Annotated in this window: 19 protein-coding genes, 2 tRNA genes and 1 pseudogene; 14 read left to right on the plus strand and 8 right to left on the minus strand. The window is 31.6% G+C overall.

Features of this window, described 5'->3' with window-relative positions:
* Window positions 1–7: 7 nt before the first annotated feature.
* Genes M9B42_02745 through M9B42_02755 form a run of 3 tightly spaced genes read right to left on the minus strand, consistent with a single transcriptional unit; the run spans window position 8 to window position 4,158 of the window.
* Complete coding sequence (locus M9B42_02745) at window positions 8–1,780, minus strand: cell wall metabolism sensor histidine kinase WalK (GenBank protein ID URQ64762.1); 1,773 nt, start codon at window positions 1,778–1,780, stop codon at window positions 8–10.
* On the minus strand, window positions 1,780–2,466 hold the full coding sequence (locus M9B42_02750) for a response regulator (protein URQ64763.1): 687 nt from the start codon (window positions 2,464–2,466) through the stop codon (window positions 1,780–1,782). The genes M9B42_02745 and M9B42_02750 overlap by 1 nt, the downstream gene beginning before the upstream one ends.
* A gap of 24 nt (window positions 2,467–2,490) precedes the next feature.
* On the minus strand, window positions 2,491–4,158 hold the full coding sequence (locus M9B42_02755) for an acyl--CoA ligase (protein ID URQ64764.1): 1,668 nt from the start codon (window positions 4,156–4,158) through the stop codon (window positions 2,491–2,493).
* Window positions 4,159–4,195: 37 nt separating this feature from the next.
* Between M9B42_02755 and M9B42_02760 the strand changes: the two genes are divergently transcribed.
* From M9B42_02760 to M9B42_02775, 4 genes are read left to right on the plus strand one after another with little or no spacing between them, the layout of a single operon-like run.
* On the plus strand, window positions 4,196–4,756 hold the full coding sequence (locus tag M9B42_02760) for a YqgE/AlgH family protein (protein URQ64765.1): 561 nt from the start codon (window positions 4,196–4,198) through the stop codon (window positions 4,754–4,756).
* Window position 4,757: 1 nt separating this feature from the next.
* A complete protein-coding gene (locus M9B42_02765) occupies window positions 4,758–5,759 on the plus strand; it encodes a UDP-N-acetylglucosamine-transferase (GenBank protein URQ64766.1) in 1,002 nt (333 codons plus the stop codon).
* Entirely contained in the window at window positions 5,720–7,441 is a 1,722-nt protein-coding gene (gene ggt / locus M9B42_02770) for a gamma-glutamyltransferase (GenBank protein URQ64767.1), read from the plus strand. Before M9B42_02765 ends, ggt begins: the two co-directional genes overlap by 40 nt.
* Before the next feature lie 2 nt (window positions 7,442–7,443).
* The gene (locus tag M9B42_02775; GenBank protein URQ64768.1) at window positions 7,444–8,466 is read left to right on the plus strand and encodes a mechanosensitive ion channel family protein; all 1,023 of its coding nucleotides are present in this window, start codon (window positions 7,444–7,446) and stop codon (window positions 8,464–8,466) included.
* Here the strand turns inward: M9B42_02775 and M9B42_02780 are convergent.
* Window positions 8,463–8,978, minus strand: a complete 516-nt coding sequence (locus tag M9B42_02780; GenBank protein ID URQ64769.1) for a hypothetical protein — start codon at window positions 8,976–8,978, stop codon at window positions 8,463–8,465. The two genes, M9B42_02775 and M9B42_02780, sit on opposite strands and share 4 nt — an antisense overlap.
* 18 nt (window positions 8,979–8,996) lie before the next feature.
* Window positions 8,997–9,072 (minus strand) — tRNA-Gly (locus M9B42_02785).
* Between the two features lie 118 nt (window positions 9,073–9,190).
* Between M9B42_02785 and M9B42_02790 the strand changes: the two genes are divergently transcribed.
* From M9B42_02790 to M9B42_02800, 3 genes are read left to right on the plus strand one after another with little or no spacing between them, the layout of a single operon-like run.
* Window positions 9,191–10,462, plus strand: coding sequence for an amidohydrolase family protein (locus M9B42_02790; GenBank protein URQ64770.1), 1,272 nt, complete (start codon window positions 9,191–9,193; stop codon window positions 10,460–10,462).
* Window positions 10,459–11,940 (plus strand): cryptochrome/photolyase family protein, encoded by a 1,482-nt coding sequence (locus M9B42_02795; protein ID URQ64771.1) that lies wholly within the window; start codon window positions 10,459–10,461, stop codon window positions 11,938–11,940. The genes M9B42_02790 and M9B42_02795 overlap by 4 nt, the downstream gene beginning before the upstream one ends.
* Window positions 11,937–12,926, plus strand: coding sequence for a ligase-associated DNA damage response exonuclease (locus M9B42_02800; protein ID URQ64772.1), 990 nt, complete (start codon window positions 11,937–11,939; stop codon window positions 12,924–12,926). Before M9B42_02795 ends, M9B42_02800 begins: the two co-directional genes overlap by 4 nt.
* Window positions 12,927–13,026: 100 nt before the next feature.
* On the opposite strand, the gene M9B42_02805 is transcribed toward M9B42_02800, so the two are convergent.
* Window positions 13,027–13,992, minus strand: a complete 966-nt coding sequence (locus tag M9B42_02805; GenBank protein URQ64773.1) for a threonine/serine dehydratase — start codon at window positions 13,990–13,992, stop codon at window positions 13,027–13,029.
* Window positions 13,993–14,136: 144 nt separating this feature from the next.
* Between M9B42_02805 and M9B42_02810 the strand changes: the two are divergent.
* A pseudogene (locus M9B42_02810) lies at window positions 14,137–14,802 on the plus strand (Bax inhibitor-1/YccA family protein).
* Window positions 14,803–14,917: 115 nt separating this feature from the next.
* On the opposite strand, the gene M9B42_02815 reads toward M9B42_02810, so the two are convergent.
* Together M9B42_02815 and M9B42_02820 are read right to left on the minus strand one after the other, a co-directional pair.
* Window positions 14,918–15,382 carry a hypothetical protein gene (locus M9B42_02815; protein ID URQ64774.1) on the minus strand — a complete coding sequence of 155 codons (465 nt, stop codon included), beginning with the start codon at window positions 15,380–15,382 and terminating at the stop codon, window positions 14,918–14,920.
* A gap of 54 nt (window positions 15,383–15,436) precedes the next feature.
* A tRNA-Gly gene (locus M9B42_02820) sits at window positions 15,437–15,512 on the minus strand.
* 33 nt (window positions 15,513–15,545) lie between these two features.
* Between M9B42_02820 and M9B42_02825 the strand changes: the two genes are divergently transcribed.
* From M9B42_02825 to thrS, 6 genes are read left to right on the plus strand one after another with little or no spacing between them, the layout of a single operon-like run.
* Entirely contained in the window at window positions 15,546–16,520 is a 975-nt protein-coding gene (locus M9B42_02825) for an alkaline phosphatase family protein (GenBank protein URQ64775.1), read from the plus strand.
* Window positions 16,521–16,560: 40 nt separating this feature from the next.
* Complete coding sequence (folE, locus tag M9B42_02830; protein URQ64776.1) at window positions 16,561–17,136, plus strand: GTP cyclohydrolase I FolE; 576 nt, start codon at window positions 16,561–16,563, stop codon at window positions 17,134–17,136.
* A gap of 2 nt (window positions 17,137–17,138) precedes the next feature.
* Window positions 17,139–17,717 carry a Maf family nucleotide pyrophosphatase gene (locus tag M9B42_02835; protein ID URQ64777.1) on the plus strand — a complete coding sequence of 193 codons (579 nt, stop codon included), beginning with the start codon at window positions 17,139–17,141 and terminating at the stop codon, window positions 17,715–17,717.
* Window positions 17,704–18,150: a 6-carboxytetrahydropterin synthase gene (locus tag M9B42_02840; protein URQ64778.1), complete on the plus strand. Its 447-nt coding sequence runs from the start codon at window positions 17,704–17,706 to the stop codon at window positions 18,148–18,150. Before M9B42_02835 ends, M9B42_02840 begins: the two co-directional genes overlap by 14 nt.
* Entirely contained in the window at window positions 18,151–19,482 is a 1,332-nt protein-coding gene (gene cysS, locus M9B42_02845) for a cysteine--tRNA ligase (GenBank protein ID URQ64779.1), read from the plus strand.
* Window positions 19,467–21,404 (plus strand): threonine--tRNA ligase, encoded by a 1,938-nt coding sequence (gene thrS / locus M9B42_02850; protein URQ64780.1) that lies wholly within the window; start codon window positions 19,467–19,469, stop codon window positions 21,402–21,404. Before cysS ends, thrS begins: the two co-directional genes overlap by 16 nt.
* The last annotated feature ends 3 nt before the right edge of the window (window positions 21,405–21,407 follow it).

Below are 21,407 nucleotides of genomic sequence, written 5' to 3' on the forward strand. Positions count from 1 at the left end.
TTTACAATTAATGTGGAATTCTTACAAAGAAAGATGTTCCTTTAGATATTTTCGATTCAACTCTTACTTCACCATTCATCCTTGAAATTAATTGTTTCACAAGAGATAAACCCAGACCTGTTCCTTTGGTATGTGCTCTGGCTTTTGAAGTCCTATAAAATCTATTAAAAATCTTATCTAAGTGTTGTTTCTCAATACCATGCCCATTATCTTCAATTCTAATTGATAACTCTTCACTGTTATTAATGGCCGTTAAATTAATAAAACCTTCCGGTTTTGAGTATTTAATACTGTTATTAATAAGATTTGAGAAAACTGTTCTGAAGGACTCCTTGTCAGTATTTAGAAAAATATCTTTTCCAATATAGTTATTGAAAGATAACTTCTTATCTACTAATAATGCTTGCTGAGCATCAAAAATTAGTTGAATTTCATTATTGACATTAAATTTTTCTTTTTTTAGAACTAGACCACCAAATTCAATCTTTTCTAGCTCCATTAGGTCATCAACCATTTCACTCAATCGTTCAGAGTTATCTAAAATTGATTTTAAAAACCTATTAGAAACCTTCTCATCATTAATTGCTCCTGAATAAAGTGTTTCAGAGCCAGCTCTAATTACAGATATAGGAGTTTTAATTTCATGGGAAACGTCTGTAACAAACTGTTTTCTAAGGTCTTCTAACTTCCTCATTGATGAAATATCATTTATTACAAGAATTAATTCATTTGTTGTTTCCATTTTGGTAGCAGTTAATAAATAGTTCCTATCTTCTCCTTTTACCTTAATATCAAGATTATCTTCAGATGAAATATTCTTTTTTGCATCTTTCAAAATTTTATTTATTACAGATAATTTCTTTGATTTTATTTTTTCACCTAAAAAAAATTGATGCTTTCCAAACATTTCTAAAGCTATATCGTTAGTGAATCTAACCCTAAAGTTTTTACTAAATATAATTACTCCCTGATTAATGCTATCTAAAACTGAACCAAATTGAGTTCTTTGATCCATAGCCTGATCAATTTCTGAACTTAAGCGAATAGAAATATCACCTACTGCTTTAGAAAGTCCTTCAATTTGTGTATCAGATGTTAAAGAAGATTTAATTGGTTTACCTTTAATTGCCCTTTCTGTATTTTTAAGGAGTTTGGTTAAGTCACGTCTAATATTGCTCTCCACACTGTACGTCATGATGCTTGAGGATACGATTGCTAATACAAACAATAAAATAAATGGGTAAATAAAAAAATTAAAAAAAGATGTGTAAATGTTGAAAGGCATCGCGACCCTTATAACGCCCTCAGTCAGATCATCGCTATTTCTTAATATAGCAAGGTAAATTAGATCTTGTCCTGTAGTTTCACTTGTTCTTGTTGCAGTACCAAATTTATTAGTTAGAGCATTTTTAATTTCAATTCTATTTTCTGGTGAATGTTTTTCTACATTAATTAGTTCATTAGTTGGAACTTCGGAGTCACCAAGTACATCCCAATTTCCATCAATAATTGTCACTCTAAGTTTATTTTGCTTCGTATCTGAAACAGATAAATTATCTGCAATAAGGTCATAACTGTATTCAAAATCCTGCTTGAAACTTGGTAAAAGCTGATCAATTGATTTAGCTTGCATGTAAAGTGATTCAACCAATTGAGCTCTAGAGTTGTTATATATAAATGAAGAAAAAATTGTTGAGACAATAAAAATGATAAATATCAAAAAAGATAAGGAGAGAAGAAAAATTCTTGAAAATCTTATTTTGGGAAAAATGTTAAGCATTAATCAACATTACTGAATCTATAGCCCACACCTCTAATTGTTTGGATATAGTCTGATGTATTGCCTAATTTCTCTCTTAATCTTTTGATATGCGTATCTACAGTTCTTGTTGTAACTTCTGCACTATATCCCCATACGTCGCCTAATAATTGTTCTCTTGTCTGAACTCTGCCCTTTCTTTTAACAAGATGCTGTAATAATTTAAATTCTAGTGCCGTTAAAACAATCTCTTTATCATTTATCTTAAGTTCATGAGCATCTAAATCTATTCGAATTGGACCAAATGTTACTAATTTATTTTGAACTAAAGACTCACGTTGTTTTTTTAGTAAAACTTTAACTCTAAGAATAAGTTCTCTGACACTAAATGGTTTTGTAACATAGTCGTCTGCGCCAAGCTCAAAACCAATAACTCTATCAATTTCTTCACCTTTTGCAGTAAGCATAATAATTGACATATCTCTAATATCATCATCTGCTCTAATGGACTTACAAACATCAAGTCCTGATACACCTGGCAACATTAAATCTAGTATCAAAACGTCAGGTAAAACTTTCTTTATATTAGATAAAGCTTCCTCACCATCTGGAGATGTAAAAACCTTGAAGCCCTCATTAGAGAAATTATATTTTAATGTATCTCTTATATCGGGTTCGTCTTCAACAATGTAAATCTTTTGGCTCACGTTGCTAATTTAACTTAAAAATAATTAGGATGAAAGAAGGATCTTTACACCAACCCTATCTAATTTTTGAGAAGCAATTCTAGGTAAAGCAGAATCAGTAAATTTGATTTTTTCAGGAATTTTATAATCTGCAATTTTTCCCTTGAGAAATGCTTTTACTTCATCTTCAGTAACTTTGGAAGAGCAAAAAATATAGGCACCTACAATTTCACCAAACTTTTGATCTTCTATCCCGCATACACAAGATTCAATAATTTCTGGATGTTTATCAAGAGCATTTTCGACTTCTAGGCATGATATATTCTCTCCACCTCTTATTATTAATGCTTTTTTCCTATCAACTATATATAGATACCCATCTTCATCTAAGTAGCCTAGATCACCGGTTTTTAGCCAACCATTTTGAATTGTTTTATCAGTCTCCTCTTTGTTCTTGAGATACCCTTTTGTGTTTGATGGTGATTTAAAAACTATCTCTCCAATTTCTCCAGTTACTAGGAACTTCCAGTCATCATCTATTACTGCTATTTCTGTTAAATCTGGAATAGATAAACCAGAACTATTAGGTCTATCAAGATAATCTTGCCCTCTATTTATAGTGCCGAGTGCTGTAGTCTCAGTCATGCCCCAAGCAAATGTAAGAGGAATTTTAAATTTATCATCTAATTCTTTTACCTGATCTTCAGGCCTTGCAGCCCCACCGGCACCAATATCTACAAGTGAACTTAAGTCATCTTTACTTACTCCTGGATGATTCAATAGGTCCCAAGATTGTGTTGGCACACCTGAAATATTTGTTACCTTATGATCTTTAATTAATTTTATAGCTTCATCTGTATCCCATTTGTACATGAGAATTAGTTTTCTTTTACCCAATAATGAGAGAAGAAACATACTTATTAAACCTGTTACATGGAAAAGTGGAACATTAATGATGATGGAACCATCATCTACATTAAGTAGCTGTTCGTTATGTATTTGAGCTCTCAAGGCACCAAAAGTATAAAAACCTAATAGACCATTAATGAGAGCCAAGTGAGTTAACATCACTCCTTTTGGCAATCCAGTACTTCCTGAGGTATAGAGTAGTACTGCCAAATCTTCATCTTTGGATTCAGTGTCAGGCCATTTTTCTGAAGATTCAGTTAAATAATCATTGAAATTATGTGTCCCTTCAATATTCTCTGAACCATTTACAACAATTTGTACTTCAAGATCTTTAACGTATTCATATCTTTTTTTATCTACAAAAATTACTTTACATTCACTGTGCTTGATTCCATAACTAAGCTCGTTTTCTTTCCACCATGAGTTAAAAGGCACACAAGTTGCTCCTAAACCAGTTATGCCTAAATAAGCGATAATCCATTCAGTACAATTCTGCATACTTATGCCAACAAAATCATTGGCTTTAATGCCATTTTTATGGAGTGTATTTGCAAGGGATTTAGCTTTTAAAAGCACTTCACTTAAATTTAATTCTTTCCCGTTTTCATGAACGAATGGGAAGTCACCATGAAGCATTTGAACTAAATCATACATTTCTCTTGAACTTTTAGGTGCATTTACAAAATGATTCATTTTGCATCCATTTATTTCTCTTTCACCTAACTCAAGCAAGGGAAGATTTTTTCTTAATTCTTCAAATGCAGCTTTTAAATTTTCTTTTGTTGTTGGAAATGTTTGGCTCATAATTTGTTAAAATCAATCAAACTTTAAACCAAGATTTATGTCGAATCAAAATTTCTTTGTAAATAAATTTTTATATTTTCTTGATAAAAATACAGAAGACTTCTTTCATGACTCCTTAATATACATATTTGAGCATGATCAAAATGGTGCATTGGGGATAATAATCAATAAAACTATAGATATTGGTGAAGACAAAATTTTTAATTCTTTAAATATTGAATCTTTAAAGAATAAATCGCAAAAAAATCTTTTAAATGGTGGTCCTGTTGATATCGACAAACTTTTTATAATTCATGATAGTGATGACAAAGAGTCATTGTGCGTAAAAAATGGATTAAACCTCACTTCGAGCATGAATGTAGTAAAAAATATCGCATCAGGAAAATTTAAAGGTAAATACAAGCTTGCTATAGGATATTGTGGATGGGATTCTGGTCAATTAGATGAAGAGATTGCTAATAATTCTTGGTTTGTTATTGAGCATGCACCAAATTTCTTCTTTGAATTAAATGTTGAGGAAATAATTCCTTATTTATCAAAAGAATTAGGATATGATTTAAGGCAAATACTTAATAGTAAAGATACAACCAAACATTGATATGACAATATTTTTATCGATATCATCTTACAAAGACCCTCTTTTGATTAATACCCTTCAATCAGCATATAAAAATGCAAAAAATAAGGATTCCATAATTTTTGCAGTTGTTGATCAAAATGATCAAAAATTAGAAGTAGACAATTTTGATTTTCTCCCACAATTACGATACCACTTTCTTCCAGCAGAATTTGCAAGAGGGTGTGCATGGGCTAGATCTTTAGCTCAAAGCCTTTACATGGGAGAGGACTATTTCTTACAAGTAGACTCTCATACTATTTTTGAGCAGGATTGGGATGAATATTTTATTTCTTTCTACAAGAAATTATCTAAAAAGTTTTACAGACCAGTGATTAGTTCTTATCCAAGAAATTTTGAAATTGAAGATCTTGAAACTATGAAAATTAAACGACATCAGGAAGATGATAGTAATACACATGTAATGGTAATTGATGAAGAAAATGTTTTTAAAGAAGGCTATTTTTCTATGAAAAAGGGTTTGTCTATAGGAGATAATGAAATTAAAAAAGGTTTTTTAATTGCTGGAGGATGTTTGTTTTCAAGCGGTTCAATAATAGAGGATATTCCCTATGATCCTTATCTATATTTTGATGGCGAGGAAGATTCTATGGCTTGGAGACTTTTTACTAATGGATACAATATTTTTCATACTCCAAATACTCCTATTTTTCATTATTATGTAGATCCATCAAATATAGTAACTAGGCCCTTTCATTGGGATCAGACTGAGGAAACTAAAAGGGATACTAATTGGCATGATCTTAAGCAGAGAGGAAGGAAAAGATTAAACGCAATAGTAGAAAATAACTTAGAAGGTGTTTATGCATTAGGTCAAGCAAAGAACCTTGATGATTATTCACTTTTTTCAGGTCTAGATATTAAAAACAAGCAAGTACTGGATCCAGGAAATGTATTTAATTTTAATAAACTTAAGGATTTAAAATGGAATCAAGACTCAGAAAAAACAGGAATATTTGGTTAAAAAAATTTTTAGCTCTTCTTTTCTCTCTAAATCTTCAAACTGAAAATCTAACAGGTAAAACCGTAGTTGCAGATCAAACTATGGTTGTTACAAGGCACTATTTAGCTTCAGAAGTAGGAAATCAAGTATTAACTAAAGGTGGGAATGCAATTGATGCAGCTGTGGCAGTTTCTTTTGCATTAGCTGTAGTTTTGCCTCAAGCAGGAAATATAGGTGGTGGAGGTTTTATGATTTTCTATGACAAGGAGGATGACAATATATATTCACTTGATTACAGGGAAATGGCACCTCTTAATGCTACTGAAGATATGTTCATGATTGAAGGAAAAAGAAGCAGAGAATTAGCACTTGAATCGTATTTAAGCTCTGGTACACCGGGTACAGTTCATGGCATGTATGAAATTCATAAAAAATTTGGAAAACTTTCTTGGGAACAACTTATTCAGCCATCTATAACATTAGCATCAGAGGGTTTTAGGGTTACTAATGAATTAGCAGAAGCACTAAAAAGTGAACAAATTAAATTAGGAAAATCTACTAATACAAAGAAGATTTTTTTTAAAAATGGAGAACCTCTTAAAAAAGATGACTTACTTATACAAACTGATTTAGCTAACACTCTTAGATTAATTGCAATTTATGGGAGTGATGGTTTTTATAAAGGTGAAACAGCACAAAAAATTGCATTAGATATGAGTAATAATGGAGGCTTGATAACTACAGAAGACTTAAGTGGATATTATTCAAAGTTAAGAGATCCAATAATTTTTAATTATAAAAACTTAAAAATTGCTTCCATGCCACCTCCCTCCTCTGGAGGATTATTGTTAGGTCTAATGTTGAATATGCTCGAGAATTTTGATCTCTCTGATGACCCTAATGATGTAAAAAATATCCTAATTATTTCTGAAATAATGCAAATAGCATTTTCTCTACGTGCAAAACATATTGGTGATGAGGATTTTTATCCAGTTCCAATTGAAAATTTTCTCTCAGAAGATATTGCTACAGAACTTAGTAAAAATGTAAATTCCAAGAGAACTAGCAAGAATAGTGAAATAAATAATACGAATATAATTTTTAAGGAAAATACAACGCACTTTTCGATTATTGATAAATACGGAAATGCTGTAAGTAATACAACAACCTTAAATACAGGATTTGGTTCTGGGATAGTTATTAAAGATACAGGTATTCTTATGAATAATGAAATGGACGATTTTTCATCTGCTCCAGGTGTAGAAAACTACTTTAGTTTGCTTGGTAGTGAGGCTAATAAAATTGAGCCTAAAAAAAGACCTTTAAGCTCTATGACGCCAACAATAGTTTTTGAAGATGACGAAGTAAGATTAATTACTGGAGCTCAAGGCGGTGGAAGAATAATTACAGCTGTACTGCAAATCATCATAAATTATTTTGAATATAAACTAAGCCCTGAACTTTCTGTTTCAACGAATAGATACCACCATCAATGGTTTCCTGAGAAGCTTTACTATGAAAATTTTGATGATAAAACATTACGTGAATTGAAGAAACTTGGTTTTGAATTAGAAAAAAGAGAGCTTGAAGATTATTACAGTAATGGCATTACATCTACTATAATCATTGAAGGAGATAAGATCATAGGTATAAGTGATCCAAGGTTAGATGATTACAGTTCAGCTGGTTCATCTGCAGATTAAAAATGGAAATAAATACAACCTTTTTATTACCTTTGGGAGCAATGTTCTTGTTGCTTATTATATTCAGGGTTATCATTTTTAATGCTTTTGTAAAATTAACTTCCAAAACAAAATCCAAGCATGATGATCGAATAGCTGAAAAACTTAAACGCCCTCTTACATTAATTCCAATTGGAATTGGTTTATATTTGCTGAATGATTCTTTGAACTTACCAGATTCAATAACAGCTTACTCAACCATATCAATCCAAACATTTTTTTATGTTGCTATTTTCCTATCTATTGCGCCAATTGTTGATCCAATAAAAGATTACGTTGGAGAAAAATATAATTTTCTTTCTCCAACATTAAGAAATTGGGTCTTTAGAGCTCTAAAATTTGTCATATATTTATTAGGTGCAGTAAGTGTGCTTGAACTTTGGGGTATAGATGCAGCCTCTGTAATTGCAGGTTTAGGTTTGTTCTCAGTGGCATTAGCACTTGGAGCACAAAACTTCTTCAAAAACTTAATTGGTGGACTTCTTATAATTGGTGAAAAACGATTTAAGCAAGGTGACTGGATTAATGTTGAAGGAGTTGCTGAGGGATCTGTCGAGAGAATCGATTTTCGAACAACTCTAATCAGAAGATTTGATAAAGCTCCAATATATGTAGCAAATTCAGTTTTAAGTGATTCAGAAATAATAAATTTTTCAGAAATGCCATTTAGACGAATAAGATTTCATGTCGGCTTAATTTATCAAACAACGCCAGAAAAAATCCTAGCTATCAGAAAGGATATTGAAGAATATATTGAAAAAAATAAAAATTTAGTTGATGCAAAAGACCAACCCTCAACTATTAGAGTTACAAATTTTAATGATTCAAGCATTGATATGTTGGTGAATTGCTTTACTAAATCTACACAATGGCATGACTTCTGTGTAGCAAGAGAAGAATTGTTATTAGAAATAATAGAGATAGTTAAAAGAAATGGTTCAGACTTTGCATATCCAACGCAAACAATACATTTAGAAAAAGATTAATGCTGTGATTTTAGGTACCTATTTATTGGTATCTCATCTAGTGAAAGTAGTTCTATATTGTATTCTTCCCTTAAATGTTTGAGTGGAGTATTTAATACTTCATTTGGAATATCATGATAATTCCACTTTTTTGTCATCTTGCGGCATTTTTTAATTACTTTGAATTTTACCGGTGCTAGCGATAAGTAGATCTTCATTATCGACCACCATCCACCATATTTACCAATAATGTCATCTACAACACTTTTATACTCCGGATCTTTATAAAAACCCCATATGCGTGACCAGCTCCAATGAGTTCCCCAAAGTGTATAGCTATCTAGAAGACTTTCTTCTTCAATTGATGTCCCTAAGCCAAATAGCACATGAGTGTAGTCATGTTCTTTGAAAACCTTGGAGTGTGGATTGTCTTTTTTTTCAGCTAGTGCTTCAAATTCTTTATTTATTGAATAAAACTCCTTAAGCCCTTCCTCTAGTGTTTGCATTGAGTCTTGTTTCTGAAAGTTATACATAGGCTTATTATACCAAATTGGAGCGACTGACGGGATTCGAACCCGTACCAAAAGCTTGGAAGGCTTTTGTGCTAGCCATTAACACCACAGTCGCATAAAGCTTTATTATAGTTATATAAGTCCCATTATAAAGAACTTTTAAAATAACAATTGATCCTTATAGTTCACATATTTCTATTAAAAGTATTAAAATTTAAATATTGGGAATATGTATGAAATTTTTTACAACGTTACTTCTATTAATCTCTAGCCTGCTTTGCTCTGACACATTAATTCATGCTGGCAAATATATAGATGTTATTAACGGTAAAGTCATTAGTAAGTCATCAATTATTATTGATGAAAATGGATTAATAAAAGAGATAACTTCTGGATATAAAAATTCTAGAGGTTATGAATATTATGATCTTAAAGATAAAACAGTAATGCCTGGTCTGATGGATATGCATGTTCATTTTGGTCAGGAGTATCTCTCAAAAGCAGATGTACCCGTAAAGGTTGAAAAAGAATACAGCGCTATAGCTGCTGTAAAACATGCAAAACTAACATTAGATGGTGGTTTTACAACTGTTCGTCAGGTTGGTGATAGTGGTTTTATTGCAATATCTTTAAGAGATGCTATTGCTAAAGGTGATGCAATTGGTCCAAGAATATATACATCTGGAAAAAGTTTAGCCACAACAGGAGGTCATGCTGATCATACTAATGGCAGAGCTTTTGGTGATTACGTCTACCCTGACCCTGAAAGTGGTGTCGTAAATGGACCATATGAAGTTTTTGCTGGCGTTAGACAAAGATATAAGGATGGAGCCGATGGAATAAAAATTACAGTTACTGGTGGAGTTTTGAGCTTAGCAAAATCTGGCGATAATCCACAATTTACTCAAGAAGAGGCTAACGCAGTGGTCCAGGCAGCAAAGGATTATGGATTTTGGGTTGCAGTACACGCTCATGGAGCCGAGGGGATGAAAAGAGCCATTAGAGCTGGAGTTGATTCAATTGAACATGGAACTTACATGGATGATGAAGCAATGGATCTTATGATTGAAAATGGTACATATCTTGTACCTACAATTTCTGCTGGTGAATTTGTAGCAGATAAATCAAAAGTTGATGGATTCTTCCCTGACATAATTAGACCAAAGGCAGCAGCAGTAGGACCGCAAATAGGTGGAACTTTTGGTAAAGCTTATAGAAGAGGTGTAAAAATTGCTTTTGGAACAGATGTAGGTGTGCAAGCACATGGAACAAATTGGAAGGAATTTGTATATATGAAGCAATATGGAATGCCTGAGATGAAGACAATTATATCTGCGACTATTGAAGCTGCAAAACTACTTAGAATAGAAGATAGATTAGGTTCTATTGAAGTAGGTAAAATTGCGGATATTATCGCCGTCTCAGGTGATCCAATAAAAGACATTACATCTATGGAAAATGTTGTCTTTGTAATGAAAGAAGGCAAAGTATACAAAAATAATTGAAAATTCTTAGAGTAATATTAGGGAATCAACTTTTTCCTATTTCCCAAATTAATTTATCAAAAGATGTGCCTATTTTTATGGCTGAAGACTGTGGCTTGTGTAGTTATATTAAGCATCACAAATCAAAAATAGCTCTGTTTTTTTCTGCAATGCGGTCTTATAGAGATCAGCTTAAAAATAATAGTTACAAAGTAATTTATTACGATGCAAATAATAATTTCTCCACATCTTACTTCGAGAAACTATTTGATGAAGTGAAGAGTAATAAAATTAAAAAAATTGAAATTTACGAAATCGAAGACAAACCATTTGAAAAAGATTTTTTAGAATTTTGCAGAACAAATAATATAGAAATAAGTTTTCTTCCAAGTCCTATGTTTATAGATTCTAGGGATTCATTTAAGGATTTTTTAGGCGATAAAAAATTTCATTTACAAGCTAATTATTACAAACAAATGAGAAAAAAAATGAATCTTCTTTTAGAGGATAATAAACCGATTGGAGGTAAGTGGAGCTTTGATGAAGATAATAGAAAAAAGCTCCCTTCTGCATATGAAATACCGAAGCTTCCAACTATTAAACCATATAAAGAATTTAGTGAAATAAGTAATGTTATAAATATTAATTTTTCAAATCATCCAGGCGAATTACATTCTTGGATGCCTCATTCTTATGAACAAATTGTTGAATGGCTAGAAATATTTTTTAAAGAGAGATTTAAAGAGTTCGGCGATTACGAAGATGCCATTGATAAAAATGAACACTTCATTAATCATTCTGTATTAAGTAGTTCGTTAAATTTAGGCCTAATTACACCTGAAGAAGTAATAGATAAATCTATTGCTTATGCTAAAAAAAATGATATTCCACTTAATAGTCTCGAAGGTTTTATTAGGCAAATTATTGGATGGAGAGAATTTATAAGAGGTATTTATCAAAATTATGGTGATCAAATGGTTAAATCAAACTATTGGAATCATAAAAATAAACTTACAGCTGCTTGGTATGTAGGTTCAACAGGTATAGAGCCTTTGGATGAAGCTATCAAAGGAGCACAAAAATATGGTTACACACATCATATAAATAGATTAATGATACTTTCTAATATTATGAATTTATGCAATATCGATCCAAATGAAATTTATAAATGGTTTATGGAAATGTTTATAGATTCATCTGATTGGGTTATGGTGCCCAACGTTTATGGCATGGGTACATTTGCAGATGGGGGTATTTTTGCAACAAAACCATATATCTGTGGCTCAAGCTACATCCTAAGAATGTCTAATTTTAAGAAAGGAGATTGGTGCGATATTGTTGATGGATTATATTGGAAATTTATAGAGGAAAAGAAAGATTTTTTCATTACTAATCCAAGATTATCATTAATGGTAAGAGCTTTAGAAAAGCTTAATCCTGATAGAAAAAAACACATCTTTGAGTGTGCTAATAACTTTATAAACAAAGTAACACAATGATAGTTTTAAAAGATGAAGGACTGTACTGTCCTGAAGGTGATTTTTTTATTGATCCCCTTTTGCCTTGTAAGAATGCTGTTATAACACACGCGCATGCTGATCATGCACGACCAGGCATGAAAAACTATATTTGTACACCAGAGACATCTGAAATTATGAAGTTGAGAATTAGCAATGACCTGCTCATTAAAGAAGTTGAATACAATAAAGAAATAAAGATTAATTCAGTAAATATTACATTTATACCTGCAGGCCATGTATTGGGTTCTTCACAAATTAAAATTGACAATGGAAGCGAGGTAACAATCATCACCGGTGACTATAAAAGAGCTAGTGATCCAACATGTAAGGCTTTTGAAGTCCATGAATGTGATACTTTCGTTACCGAGGCTACTTTTGCTTCACCAAATTTTAAATGGCCATGTGTAGATATAGAGATAGATAAAATAATTAATTGGCACAAAGACAATCAACAAAAAAATATCAACTCAGTTTTATTTTCATATTCATTAGGAAAAGCTCAAAGAATAATTAAATTAATTAAAGATAAGTACAAAATTAATTTTTATGCTCACCAATCAATAAGATCAATCAATAAAATCTACATGAAATATGGTATTCAAGACCTTGAAACAAAAACATTGAATACAAAAAAAAGCGTTATTGACGGAATAATAATTACTCCTCCTGGAGCGAGACGATCAAAGCAACTTAAAAATTTTATGCCCTACTCTACTGGCTTCTGTAGCGGATGGACTCTTAATAGTAAGAGAGATTTCGATAAAGGATTTACAATTTCTGACCATGCTGACTGGAACGATTTAATAAAAACAATAGAGCAAACCAAAGCAAAAAAAGTAATTATCATTCATGGCAATGGGCCAATGCTACGAAAATATTTAAATGAAAAAGGTATTGCCGTATCTAACTTTACAAAAAATAAACATGAGGATAGTACATTTCAGCTATCATTATTTAATGGATAAAAGACCTGAAGATAAAGCTATGCAACTTACCTATTCGCTTGGGATGGTTATAGCTATTGTCTTATGCATATTAATATTTTTTAGACTTTTATATTTATTTTTAAGCTGATATTAACTTATTAAAATAATTCTGATCCACATTGCCTCCAGAAATTGTTATTAGCGTATTTTTTCTAGATACATCAATTTTTTTTGATAATACAGCGGCTAGACTAACGCATCCACTGGGTTCTGCTATTATGCCAAGATCTTGATGAAGAAATTTCATTGCTTCTATAACTTCAGTATCTGTAACAGATAATCCTTTTTTACAATTCTTTTTATTAATAGGAAATGTAATTTCCCCGGGTATTTCAACTTCTAGGGCATCGCATATTGTATTATCTCTTTTTTTTAGTCTTGTTCTTGTCTTATTTTTAAGAGAAATTTCAGTATCATTACAATTAAACGGCTCAACAGGATAAATTAATGCATCAGGAAAAAAATGTTTGATAGCTATACCAGTTCCAGCTACTAACCCTCCTCCAGATGTACAAGATAATAAGATATCTAATTTTATATCTGAGGATAAAAAAAATTCTGCTACCTCTAAGCCAAAACTTCCCTGACCAGCAATAATATCCTCATTATCGAAGGGTTTGACTAAAGGGAAATTCAGTTCCTTTGCTAATTTTATTGCTATCTCTTCTCTGCTCTCTATATGTCTTTTGTAAAGAACAATTGTTGCACCATTTTTTTTGGTTTTTTCGATTTTATTCTTTGGCGCATCTTCAGGCATTACTATGGTAGCTTCCATATCAAATATTTGAGCAGCTTTAGAAACACCCTGTGCATGATTGCCTGAAGAAAAAGCAACTACACCATTAATATTATTTTGTTTTAGTTTGCTTAAAGCAGATAAAGCTCCTCTAATTTTAAATGATCCTGTAAGTTGTTTAGTTTCATCTTTAAGAAAAATATTTGAATCAAATTTTTTGTTTAGAGCTTCAGATGTATGTATCGGTGTCTTTACAATATAAGGATTAATTCTTTTGTAAGCATCATTCAAATCATCAATCGATACCATATAAACAGTTTAATATATTTAATTAATTCTTATAATTAAATTATGAATTCAAAACAAGCGTTATCTACATTTGGTCGATCTGGAAATCCTATGTTTTCAGATAAAACCTTTAACGAAAAAGTAATAGATGTATCTATTCCTAAAATGACATTACAGGGAACTGTAAATAAAGTTGGAATAAGTTTACTGCTAGTTCTTCTAACTGCATCATATACATGGTCACAATATTTCTCATATGGACCGCAATCAATAACTGGTTTGATGATCGGTGGAAGTATAGTAGGTCTTATATTTGCAATAATTACTATCTTTAAACGAACCTGGGCGCCGATAACTGCCCCCTTATATGCTCTAGCAAAAGGTTTTGCCCTTGGTGGTATATCAGCTATGTATGAATCTCAATTTGGTGGCATCACAATACAAGCTGTTACTCTAACTTTTGCAACAATGTTTGGTCTTTTATTCGCTTATAAAACAGGAATTATTAAGCCGGATAGAAATTTTTTATTAATGGTTTTTGCAGGTACATTCGCTATTTTTGCCTTGTACCTAGTTAATTTCATAATGATGTTTTTTGGTACTTCTATAGGCTTTATTCACTCAAATGGATTATTCGGAATTGGTTTTTCATTATTAGTGGTGTGTATAGCTGCTTTGAACTTAGTTCTTGATTTTGATTACATAGAACAAGGAGCAGAAAATGGTGCTCCAAAATATCTTGAATGGTATGGAGCATTTTCATTAATGGTTACACTTATCTGGCTATATTTAGAGATACTTAGATTGCTTGCAAAACTAAGAAGCAGATAATGGAAATATTTCTTTTAATACTTTTAGTAATAATAATAATAGCCTCTTACCTGCTCTTTAATGTTAGAGCAGGGAAAAAACAAACGAATAGAGATGATAGAATTAAGTGGCGGCACTAATCTTTTCTGCTTCTGAGTTTGTAGCACTTTTCTACTTCGCAAGACAATCTTTCCCATCTTTCAAATAAAACATCCCCATTAGGATATTCAATAGTCTGGATAAAAGACATCTTATCTCCCATGAAATTTGGCATAAAGCTAACTTTGTTATTTAACGAATTTGAATCGGTAGAATTATTTATATATTCAACCAATGTGCCGTTATCAAGTTTATAAAAGCCTTGATTAAAACCTGCCTCACCTTTTTGATTGTAAAAGCTTACAAAATATGTGCCATGATAATTTCCATCTACATACCCTTCTGTATAGACCTTGATAGGCGAAGGATTTCTGATATCAAAAAATTGGCCATTCCAAGAAGATTCAACTAACTTCCAAGCACCAGGAAGATCTTTTTTCTCTGCTCCGTGGGAAAACACAAAAATTGAAATAGTGAAAAATAAATAAATAATTTTTTTCATATATGTACCTCTTTAAATAATTTAACTTAAAAGAGATTAAAAATCAGAAAAAAATGGAGCGAGTGACGGGGTTCGAACCCGTGACCTCAACCTTGGCAAGGTTGCGCACTACCAACTGTGCTACACTCGCTTATTTGAAGTAAAATGTTAACTCTGAAGACTTATGCATTCAAGAGGAAATTTTTCTAAATTTATATATTCATTTTTATTAATAGTGAGTTTCTCACTATCTTCTGAGGATTTCTACAGATTAGGTCTAGGATCTTGCCATGATCAAGATATGGAAATATCAGCTTGGGAATCATTAAAAAAAGAAAATTTAGACAGCTTTTTTTTCCTTGGAGATAATGTTTATGGCGACATTCCTAGTGGAGAACTAAGAAGATTAATTAATGCGTATGAGACATTTAAACAAAATAAACCTCAATGGTTCAATGAAGTTGAGATTTTCACTATTTGGGATGATCACGATTATGGTATGAACGATGGTGGTGGTGATTACAAATATAAAGTTGAATCACAAAAATTATTTAATGATTTTTGGAATATTCCACAAAATGATCCGAGAAGATATAGAGAAGGCATATATTTTAGTGAATTACGAGATATAAATAATTTAAAGGTCCTCATCATTGGTCTTGATACGCGTTATTTTAGAAGTAATTTAGATAAAAAAAATGGAGCATACCTACAAAACAAGTCAGAGGAAGCAACTATTCTAGGTGAACAACAATGGAGTTGGCTTCAGAAACAAGTAGAAGTTGAACATGATCTTCTAATTATAGCTACATCAATACAAGTTCTTGCTACAGAGCATCGTTTTGAAAAATGGTCGAATTTTCCAAATGAAAGAGAGAAATTACTAAATTTATTGAATGGGTTAGTTTCGAATGTATTGATTATTAGTGGCGATAGACATAGAAGTGGAGTTTATCAAAAGGATGAAATATATGAATTTACATCATCTTCCTTAAATGTTGGCATTTTCCCTCAAAGTGAAACTGATACATTGCTCAAAGGTAAAACATATCCTGAAAATAATTATGGAATTATTGATATTTATCCAACAAAGCTAGAAATTAGTATAAAAAATGAGAACATGTCAGTACTTGAAAATTACATAATACCTATTAAATAATTAGCGATTCGGCTATTTGTATAGTTATAATAAGCAACTTATGAAAAAACCATCACGTGAAGAAGCAATGAAAGCAGTGACTACTCTTATAGAGTGGGCTGGTGACGATCCAAAAAGAGAAGGATTGGTTGAAACTCCAAAAAGAGTTGTTAAAGCTTATGAGGAGTTTTTTGCTGGTTATGAGCAAGATCCAGAAGAAATCCTCCAAAAAACTTTTAAAGAAGTTGAAGGATATGACGAAATGGTTCTTGTTAAAGATATAGCAGTTGAATCTCATTGTGAGCATCATATTGTACCCATATTAGGAAAAGCACACGTAGCTTATATTCCTAATAATAGAGTTGTAGGAATAAGCAAACTTGCAAGAATAGTTGATGTTTTTGGTAAAAGACTTCAAACACAAGAAACAATGACTCAACAAATTGCAAATACAATAGAAAACGTTCTGAAACCAAAAGGTGTTGCAGTTGTTATAGATGCATCTCATCAATGTATGAGTACAAGGGGAATACACAAAACTGAATCATCAACTGTAACAAGCTCTATGAGAGGGATTTTTAAAGAAAATCCAACTACTAGAAATGAATTTCTAAACTTTATAAGACTTCCAAAGTAAAGTTGTCCAAATTAGAAATTGTATTAGCCTCATCATCTAAAATTAGAAGAGACATAATTTCAAATTATGATGTAGATGTAATTTTTTATAATCCCAAAATTAATGAAGAGCAACTTAAACAAGATAATCTAAATTTAAACCCAAGGTCATTAGCAGCATTATTAGCTAAATCAAAAGCACTAAGTCTTGCAGATAAATTCTCTGAAAAATTTATTTTAGGATGCGATCAGATATGTATATTTAATGACAAGATAATGAGCAAACCCCTAAATGAGGATAAAGCTATTTCTAATTTAAAAGAACTTTCAGGCAATACTCATAATCTTTTTGGTGCATATTGTGTTACTAAAGGAAATAAAATAATAATTGAGCATCAAATTGAATGTGAAATGGAAATGAGAAATTTAACTGACAGTGAAATTGAGGAATATGTTGCATTAGATAAGCCTCTTGAATCATGCGGTGCATATAAATTTGAAGCAAACGGATTTAAACTATTTAAAAGTGTCATAGGGAGTTTAGAAGCAATAAATGGCCTACCCTTTGCTGATTTAAAAGAATTAATTGATGCCAAAATATAAAATTACAAAGACATTTGGACATGATAGTGGGTATTCATGTGCTTTTAGACAATGGAATGCGAAATCAAATTGCTCAAAGATTCATGGGTACAGTTTAGGCTTTGAAATCAATTTAATTTCACACCAATTAGACGAAAATAACTGGGTTTTTAATTTTGGTGATTTTAATTTTCTAAAAAAATGGCTTAGAGATAATTTTGATCACACACTATTAATTGCAAAAGACGATCCATTTAAAGAAAAGTTTTTAGAATTAGATAATTTAAAAATTGCGAATGTTGTAGAACTGGATGAAATAAGCTGTGAAAAATTCGCTGAAATGACTTTTAAATTCATTTTTAAACATTTTCAAGAACATAAAATAGATGTTGTTATAGAATCTGTTTATGTATCAGAGCACTCTGGAAATAAAGCAGGTTTTTTTGGGGATTAAATGTTAAAAATTTACAACACTCTAACCAAAAAGAAAGAATCATTTATACCAATTGATGAAAACAACATTAGGTATTATTCATGTGGGCCAACGGTCTATAACAATATTCACATTGGAAATGCTCGTGCTTTTGTCTGTGCTGATTTGCTAGCTAAGGTTTTAAAAGGAATATATAAAAAAGTGACATTTGTATCTAATATTACTGATATAGATGACAAGATTATTGAAGCCTCGGTAAAAGAAAAAATTTCTATTAAAGAATTATCTAAAAGATATTTTGAACAGTATAAAAAAGACACAAAATTTTTAGGGATAGATGATCCCGATAATCAACCCTTTGCTACTGACTTCATAAAAGAAATGATCGATTTTATAAATGTCTTAATAGACAAAGATGCCGCATATGTTGCAAATGGAAATGTATTATTTCGAGTAAAGAGCTTCAAAAATTATGGAATTTTGTCGGAAAGAATCATTCAAGAACAAGATTCAGGTTCTCGAGTCGATGTAGAAACTTATAAAGAAGATCCGAATGACTTTACACTTTGGAAGCCTTCAACTGATGATGAGCCAGGATGGGATTCCCCTTGGGGTTTAGGACGGCCTGGATGGCATCTTGAGTGTTCGGTTATGTCAGAAATAGTATTAGGCGTACCATTTGATATACACGGTGGAGGCAACGATTTGAAATTCCCTCATCATGATAATGAAATAGCTCAAACATGTGCATATCACAGTAACGAATCAGCAGAATCATTTGCAAAATATTGGTTTCATAACGGTTTTTTAAATTTAGATAATGAAAAAATGTCAAAATCACTAGGCAATGTTGTTTATATAGATGATTTAAAAAAGAATTTTAAAGGGAATGAGATAAGATTAGCATTATTATCTACACACTATAGGCAGCCCATTCCATGGAGCCTGGAGTTATTGGAGCAATCAAAAAATATTTATCAAAAACTCAATCGTGAATTTAAAAAATATAATTTAAAAGAATTAAAGTTTTATAAGGATTCAAAAGTCGGCAAAGCTTTGCTTGATGATTTAAATACCCCTTTAGCTATAAGAGAAATGCAAAGATTAGTTAGTTCTAATGATAATGATTTAGAAGAAAATATTTCTACCTTTAAATATATATTTGAAGGTTCTGATCAAGATTTATCTATCGATAAAAAAATATCTAATGAAATTGAAAAATTGATTGAGGAGAGAAATAATGCAAGGAATAACAACGATTATGAAAAAGCAGACAAAATAAGAGATAAACTTAGCGAAATGAATGTAAAAATAAACGATGTTAATGGAAAGACAGAATGGGAAATATTGTAGTTAATTTACCAGATGGAAGTGGAAAAGATCTTCCAATGGATAGTAATGGAAATGATTTAGCTGCTTTAATTGGCCCAGGATTAGCCAAAGATGCTGTAGCAATGTCAGTTAATGGTGAACAAAGAGATTTATCTGATACTTTAGCTGATGGCGATAATGTATCAATTATTACTATAAAAAGTGATGAAGGCCTAGAGATCATGAGGCACACACTTACTGCACAGGTTCTAGCACAAGCTGTAAAAAATATTTATCCAACATCAAAATTGGCAATTGGACCAACTATTGAAGATGGTTTTTATTATGATTTTCTTTTTGAAAAACCAATATCATCTGAAGAACTACCAAAAATAGAAGAGGAAATGAGAAAAATTATCTCAAAAAAGAGCGAAATTAATAAAACTTTACATGATAAAAAAGATGCTATAACTAAATTCAAGGATTTAGACGAGGGTTTTAAAGCATCAATTATTGAGGAAGCTGAACAGAAGAAAGACTTTCAAATTTACGAACAGAAAGAGACTGGTTTTATTGATTTATGTCGTGGCCCGCACCTTCCATCATTGGAATATATTGGAGAATTCAAGCTTACCAAAATTTCGGGAGCTTATTGGAAAGGTAATTCTGAAAATGAGATGCTCACACGAATATATGGAACTGCCTGGAGAACAAAAAAGGAACTTGATTCCTACATTGAAAAAATGCAAAAAGCTGAAGAGGTTGACCATAGAAAGCTTGGCAAAGAAATGGATTTATTTCACTTTCAAGAAGAAGCTCCTGGAATGGTTTTTTGGCATCCCAAAGGATGGAGTATCTATACACAATTGCAATATTACGTTAGAAAAATGCAAAAAAACGCTGGATATAGTGAAGTGAATACTCCTGAGGTAGTTGACAGAAAATTATGGGAGAAATCTGGTCATTGGGATCAATATAGGGAAAATATGTTCATAACTGAAATTGATGAAGAGCATGCTAATGAGAAACGCACTAATGCGTTAAAACCTATGAACTGCCCTAATCATGTTCAGATATATAATCAAGATATTCGCTCTTATCGTGATCTTCCTTTTAGACTTTGTGAATTCGGTAAATGTCATAGATATGAGCCATCAGGTACTATGCATGGTTTGATGCGTGTGAGAGGTTTTGCTCAAGATGATGCACATATATTCTGTACAGAAGATCAAATTGAAAGTGAAACAGCAAACTTCATTGCTTTACTATCAAAAATGTACAGTGACTTAGGTTTTAATGAATTCAAAATAAAGTTATCTACTAGACCTGAGAAAAGAGTTGGCAGTGATGCTAGTTGGGATAAAGCAGAAAAAGCCCTTCAAGATGCAATAGAAAAACTTAATATCGAGTATGAAATTGATGAAGGTGATGGAGCTTTCTATGGGCCAAAACTTGATTTTGTCTTAACAGATGCAATTGGCAGAAAATGGCAATGTGGAACTTGGCAAGCTGATTTTAATCTTCCAGGTAGATTTGACTCAACTTATGTTGGTGAAGATGGTGCAAAACATACACCTGTCTTATTACATAGAGCTGCTCTAGGGTCTTTTGAACGTTTTATTGGCATATTGCTTGAAAACTATGGTGGTAATCTTCCTTTATGGCTATCACCTACTCAAGTTGTTCTAGCAACAATAACTGATGAAGCTAACACCTATGCAGATGATATAGAAAAAAAATTATTAGATCTTGGTGTCAGAGTAATATCTGATAAGAGAAACGAACAAATAAGTTACAAAGTACGTGAGCATAGCAAATCTAAATCTTCAATAATTCTTGCTCTTGGCAAAAAAGAGGTAGATGAAAAAACAGTTTCTGTACGTAGATTAGGTAGTGAAAAAACAGAAGTTAAAAATTTAGATGCTTTTGTTAAGTCTCTAGTAGAAGAAATTCAAATACCATAGTTG

It is taken from the genome of SAR86 cluster bacterium (assembly GCA_023703535.1).
Classification (GTDB): domain Bacteria; phylum Pseudomonadota; class Gammaproteobacteria; order Magnimaribacterales; family TMED112; genus TMED112.

Coding starts and splice junctions, on each gene's coding strand:
- M9B42_02745 (URQ64762.1), bottom strand. CDS start 1,780: ATGCTTAACATTTTTCCCAAAATAAGATTTTCAAGAATTTTTCTTCTC.
- M9B42_02755 (URQ64764.1), bottom strand. CDS start 4,158: ATGAGCCAAACATTTCCAACAACAAAAGAAAATTTAAAAGCTGCATTT.
- M9B42_02760 (URQ64765.1), top strand. CDS start 4,196: ATGTCGAATCAAAATTTCTTTGTAAATAAATTTTTATATTTTCTTGAT.
- M9B42_02765 (URQ64766.1), top strand. CDS start 4,758: ATGACAATATTTTTATCGATATCATCTTACAAAGACCCTCTTTTGATT.
- ggt (URQ64767.1), top strand. CDS start 5,720: ATGGAATCAAGACTCAGAAAAAACAGGAATATTTGGTTAAAAAAATTT.
- M9B42_02775 (URQ64768.1), top strand. CDS start 7,444: ATGGAAATAAATACAACCTTTTTATTACCTTTGGGAGCAATGTTCTTG.
- M9B42_02780 (URQ64769.1), bottom strand. CDS start 8,978: ATGTATAACTTTCAGAAACAAGACTCAATGCAAACACTAGAGGAAGGG.
- M9B42_02790 (URQ64770.1), top strand. CDS start 9,191: ATGAAATTTTTTACAACGTTACTTCTATTAATCTCTAGCCTGCTTTGC.
- M9B42_02800 (URQ64772.1), top strand. CDS start 11,937: ATGATAGTTTTAAAAGATGAAGGACTGTACTGTCCTGAAGGTGATTTT.
- M9B42_02805 (URQ64773.1), bottom strand. CDS start 13,992: ATGGTATCGATTGATGATTTGAATGATGCTTACAAAAGAATTAATCCT.
- M9B42_02815 (URQ64774.1), bottom strand. CDS start 15,382: ATGAAAAAAATTATTTATTTATTTTTCACTATTTCAATTTTTGTGTTT.
- M9B42_02825 (URQ64775.1), top strand. CDS start 15,546: ATGCATTCAAGAGGAAATTTTTCTAAATTTATATATTCATTTTTATTA.
- folE (URQ64776.1), top strand. CDS start 16,561: ATGAAAAAACCATCACGTGAAGAAGCAATGAAAGCAGTGACTACTCTT.
- M9B42_02840 (URQ64778.1), top strand. CDS start 17,704: ATGCCAAAATATAAAATTACAAAGACATTTGGACATGATAGTGGGTAT.
- cysS (URQ64779.1), top strand. CDS start 18,151: ATGTTAAAAATTTACAACACTCTAACCAAAAAGAAAGAATCATTTATA.
- thrS (URQ64780.1), top strand. CDS start 19,467: ATGGGAAATATTGTAGTTAATTTACCAGATGGAAGTGGAAAAGATCTT.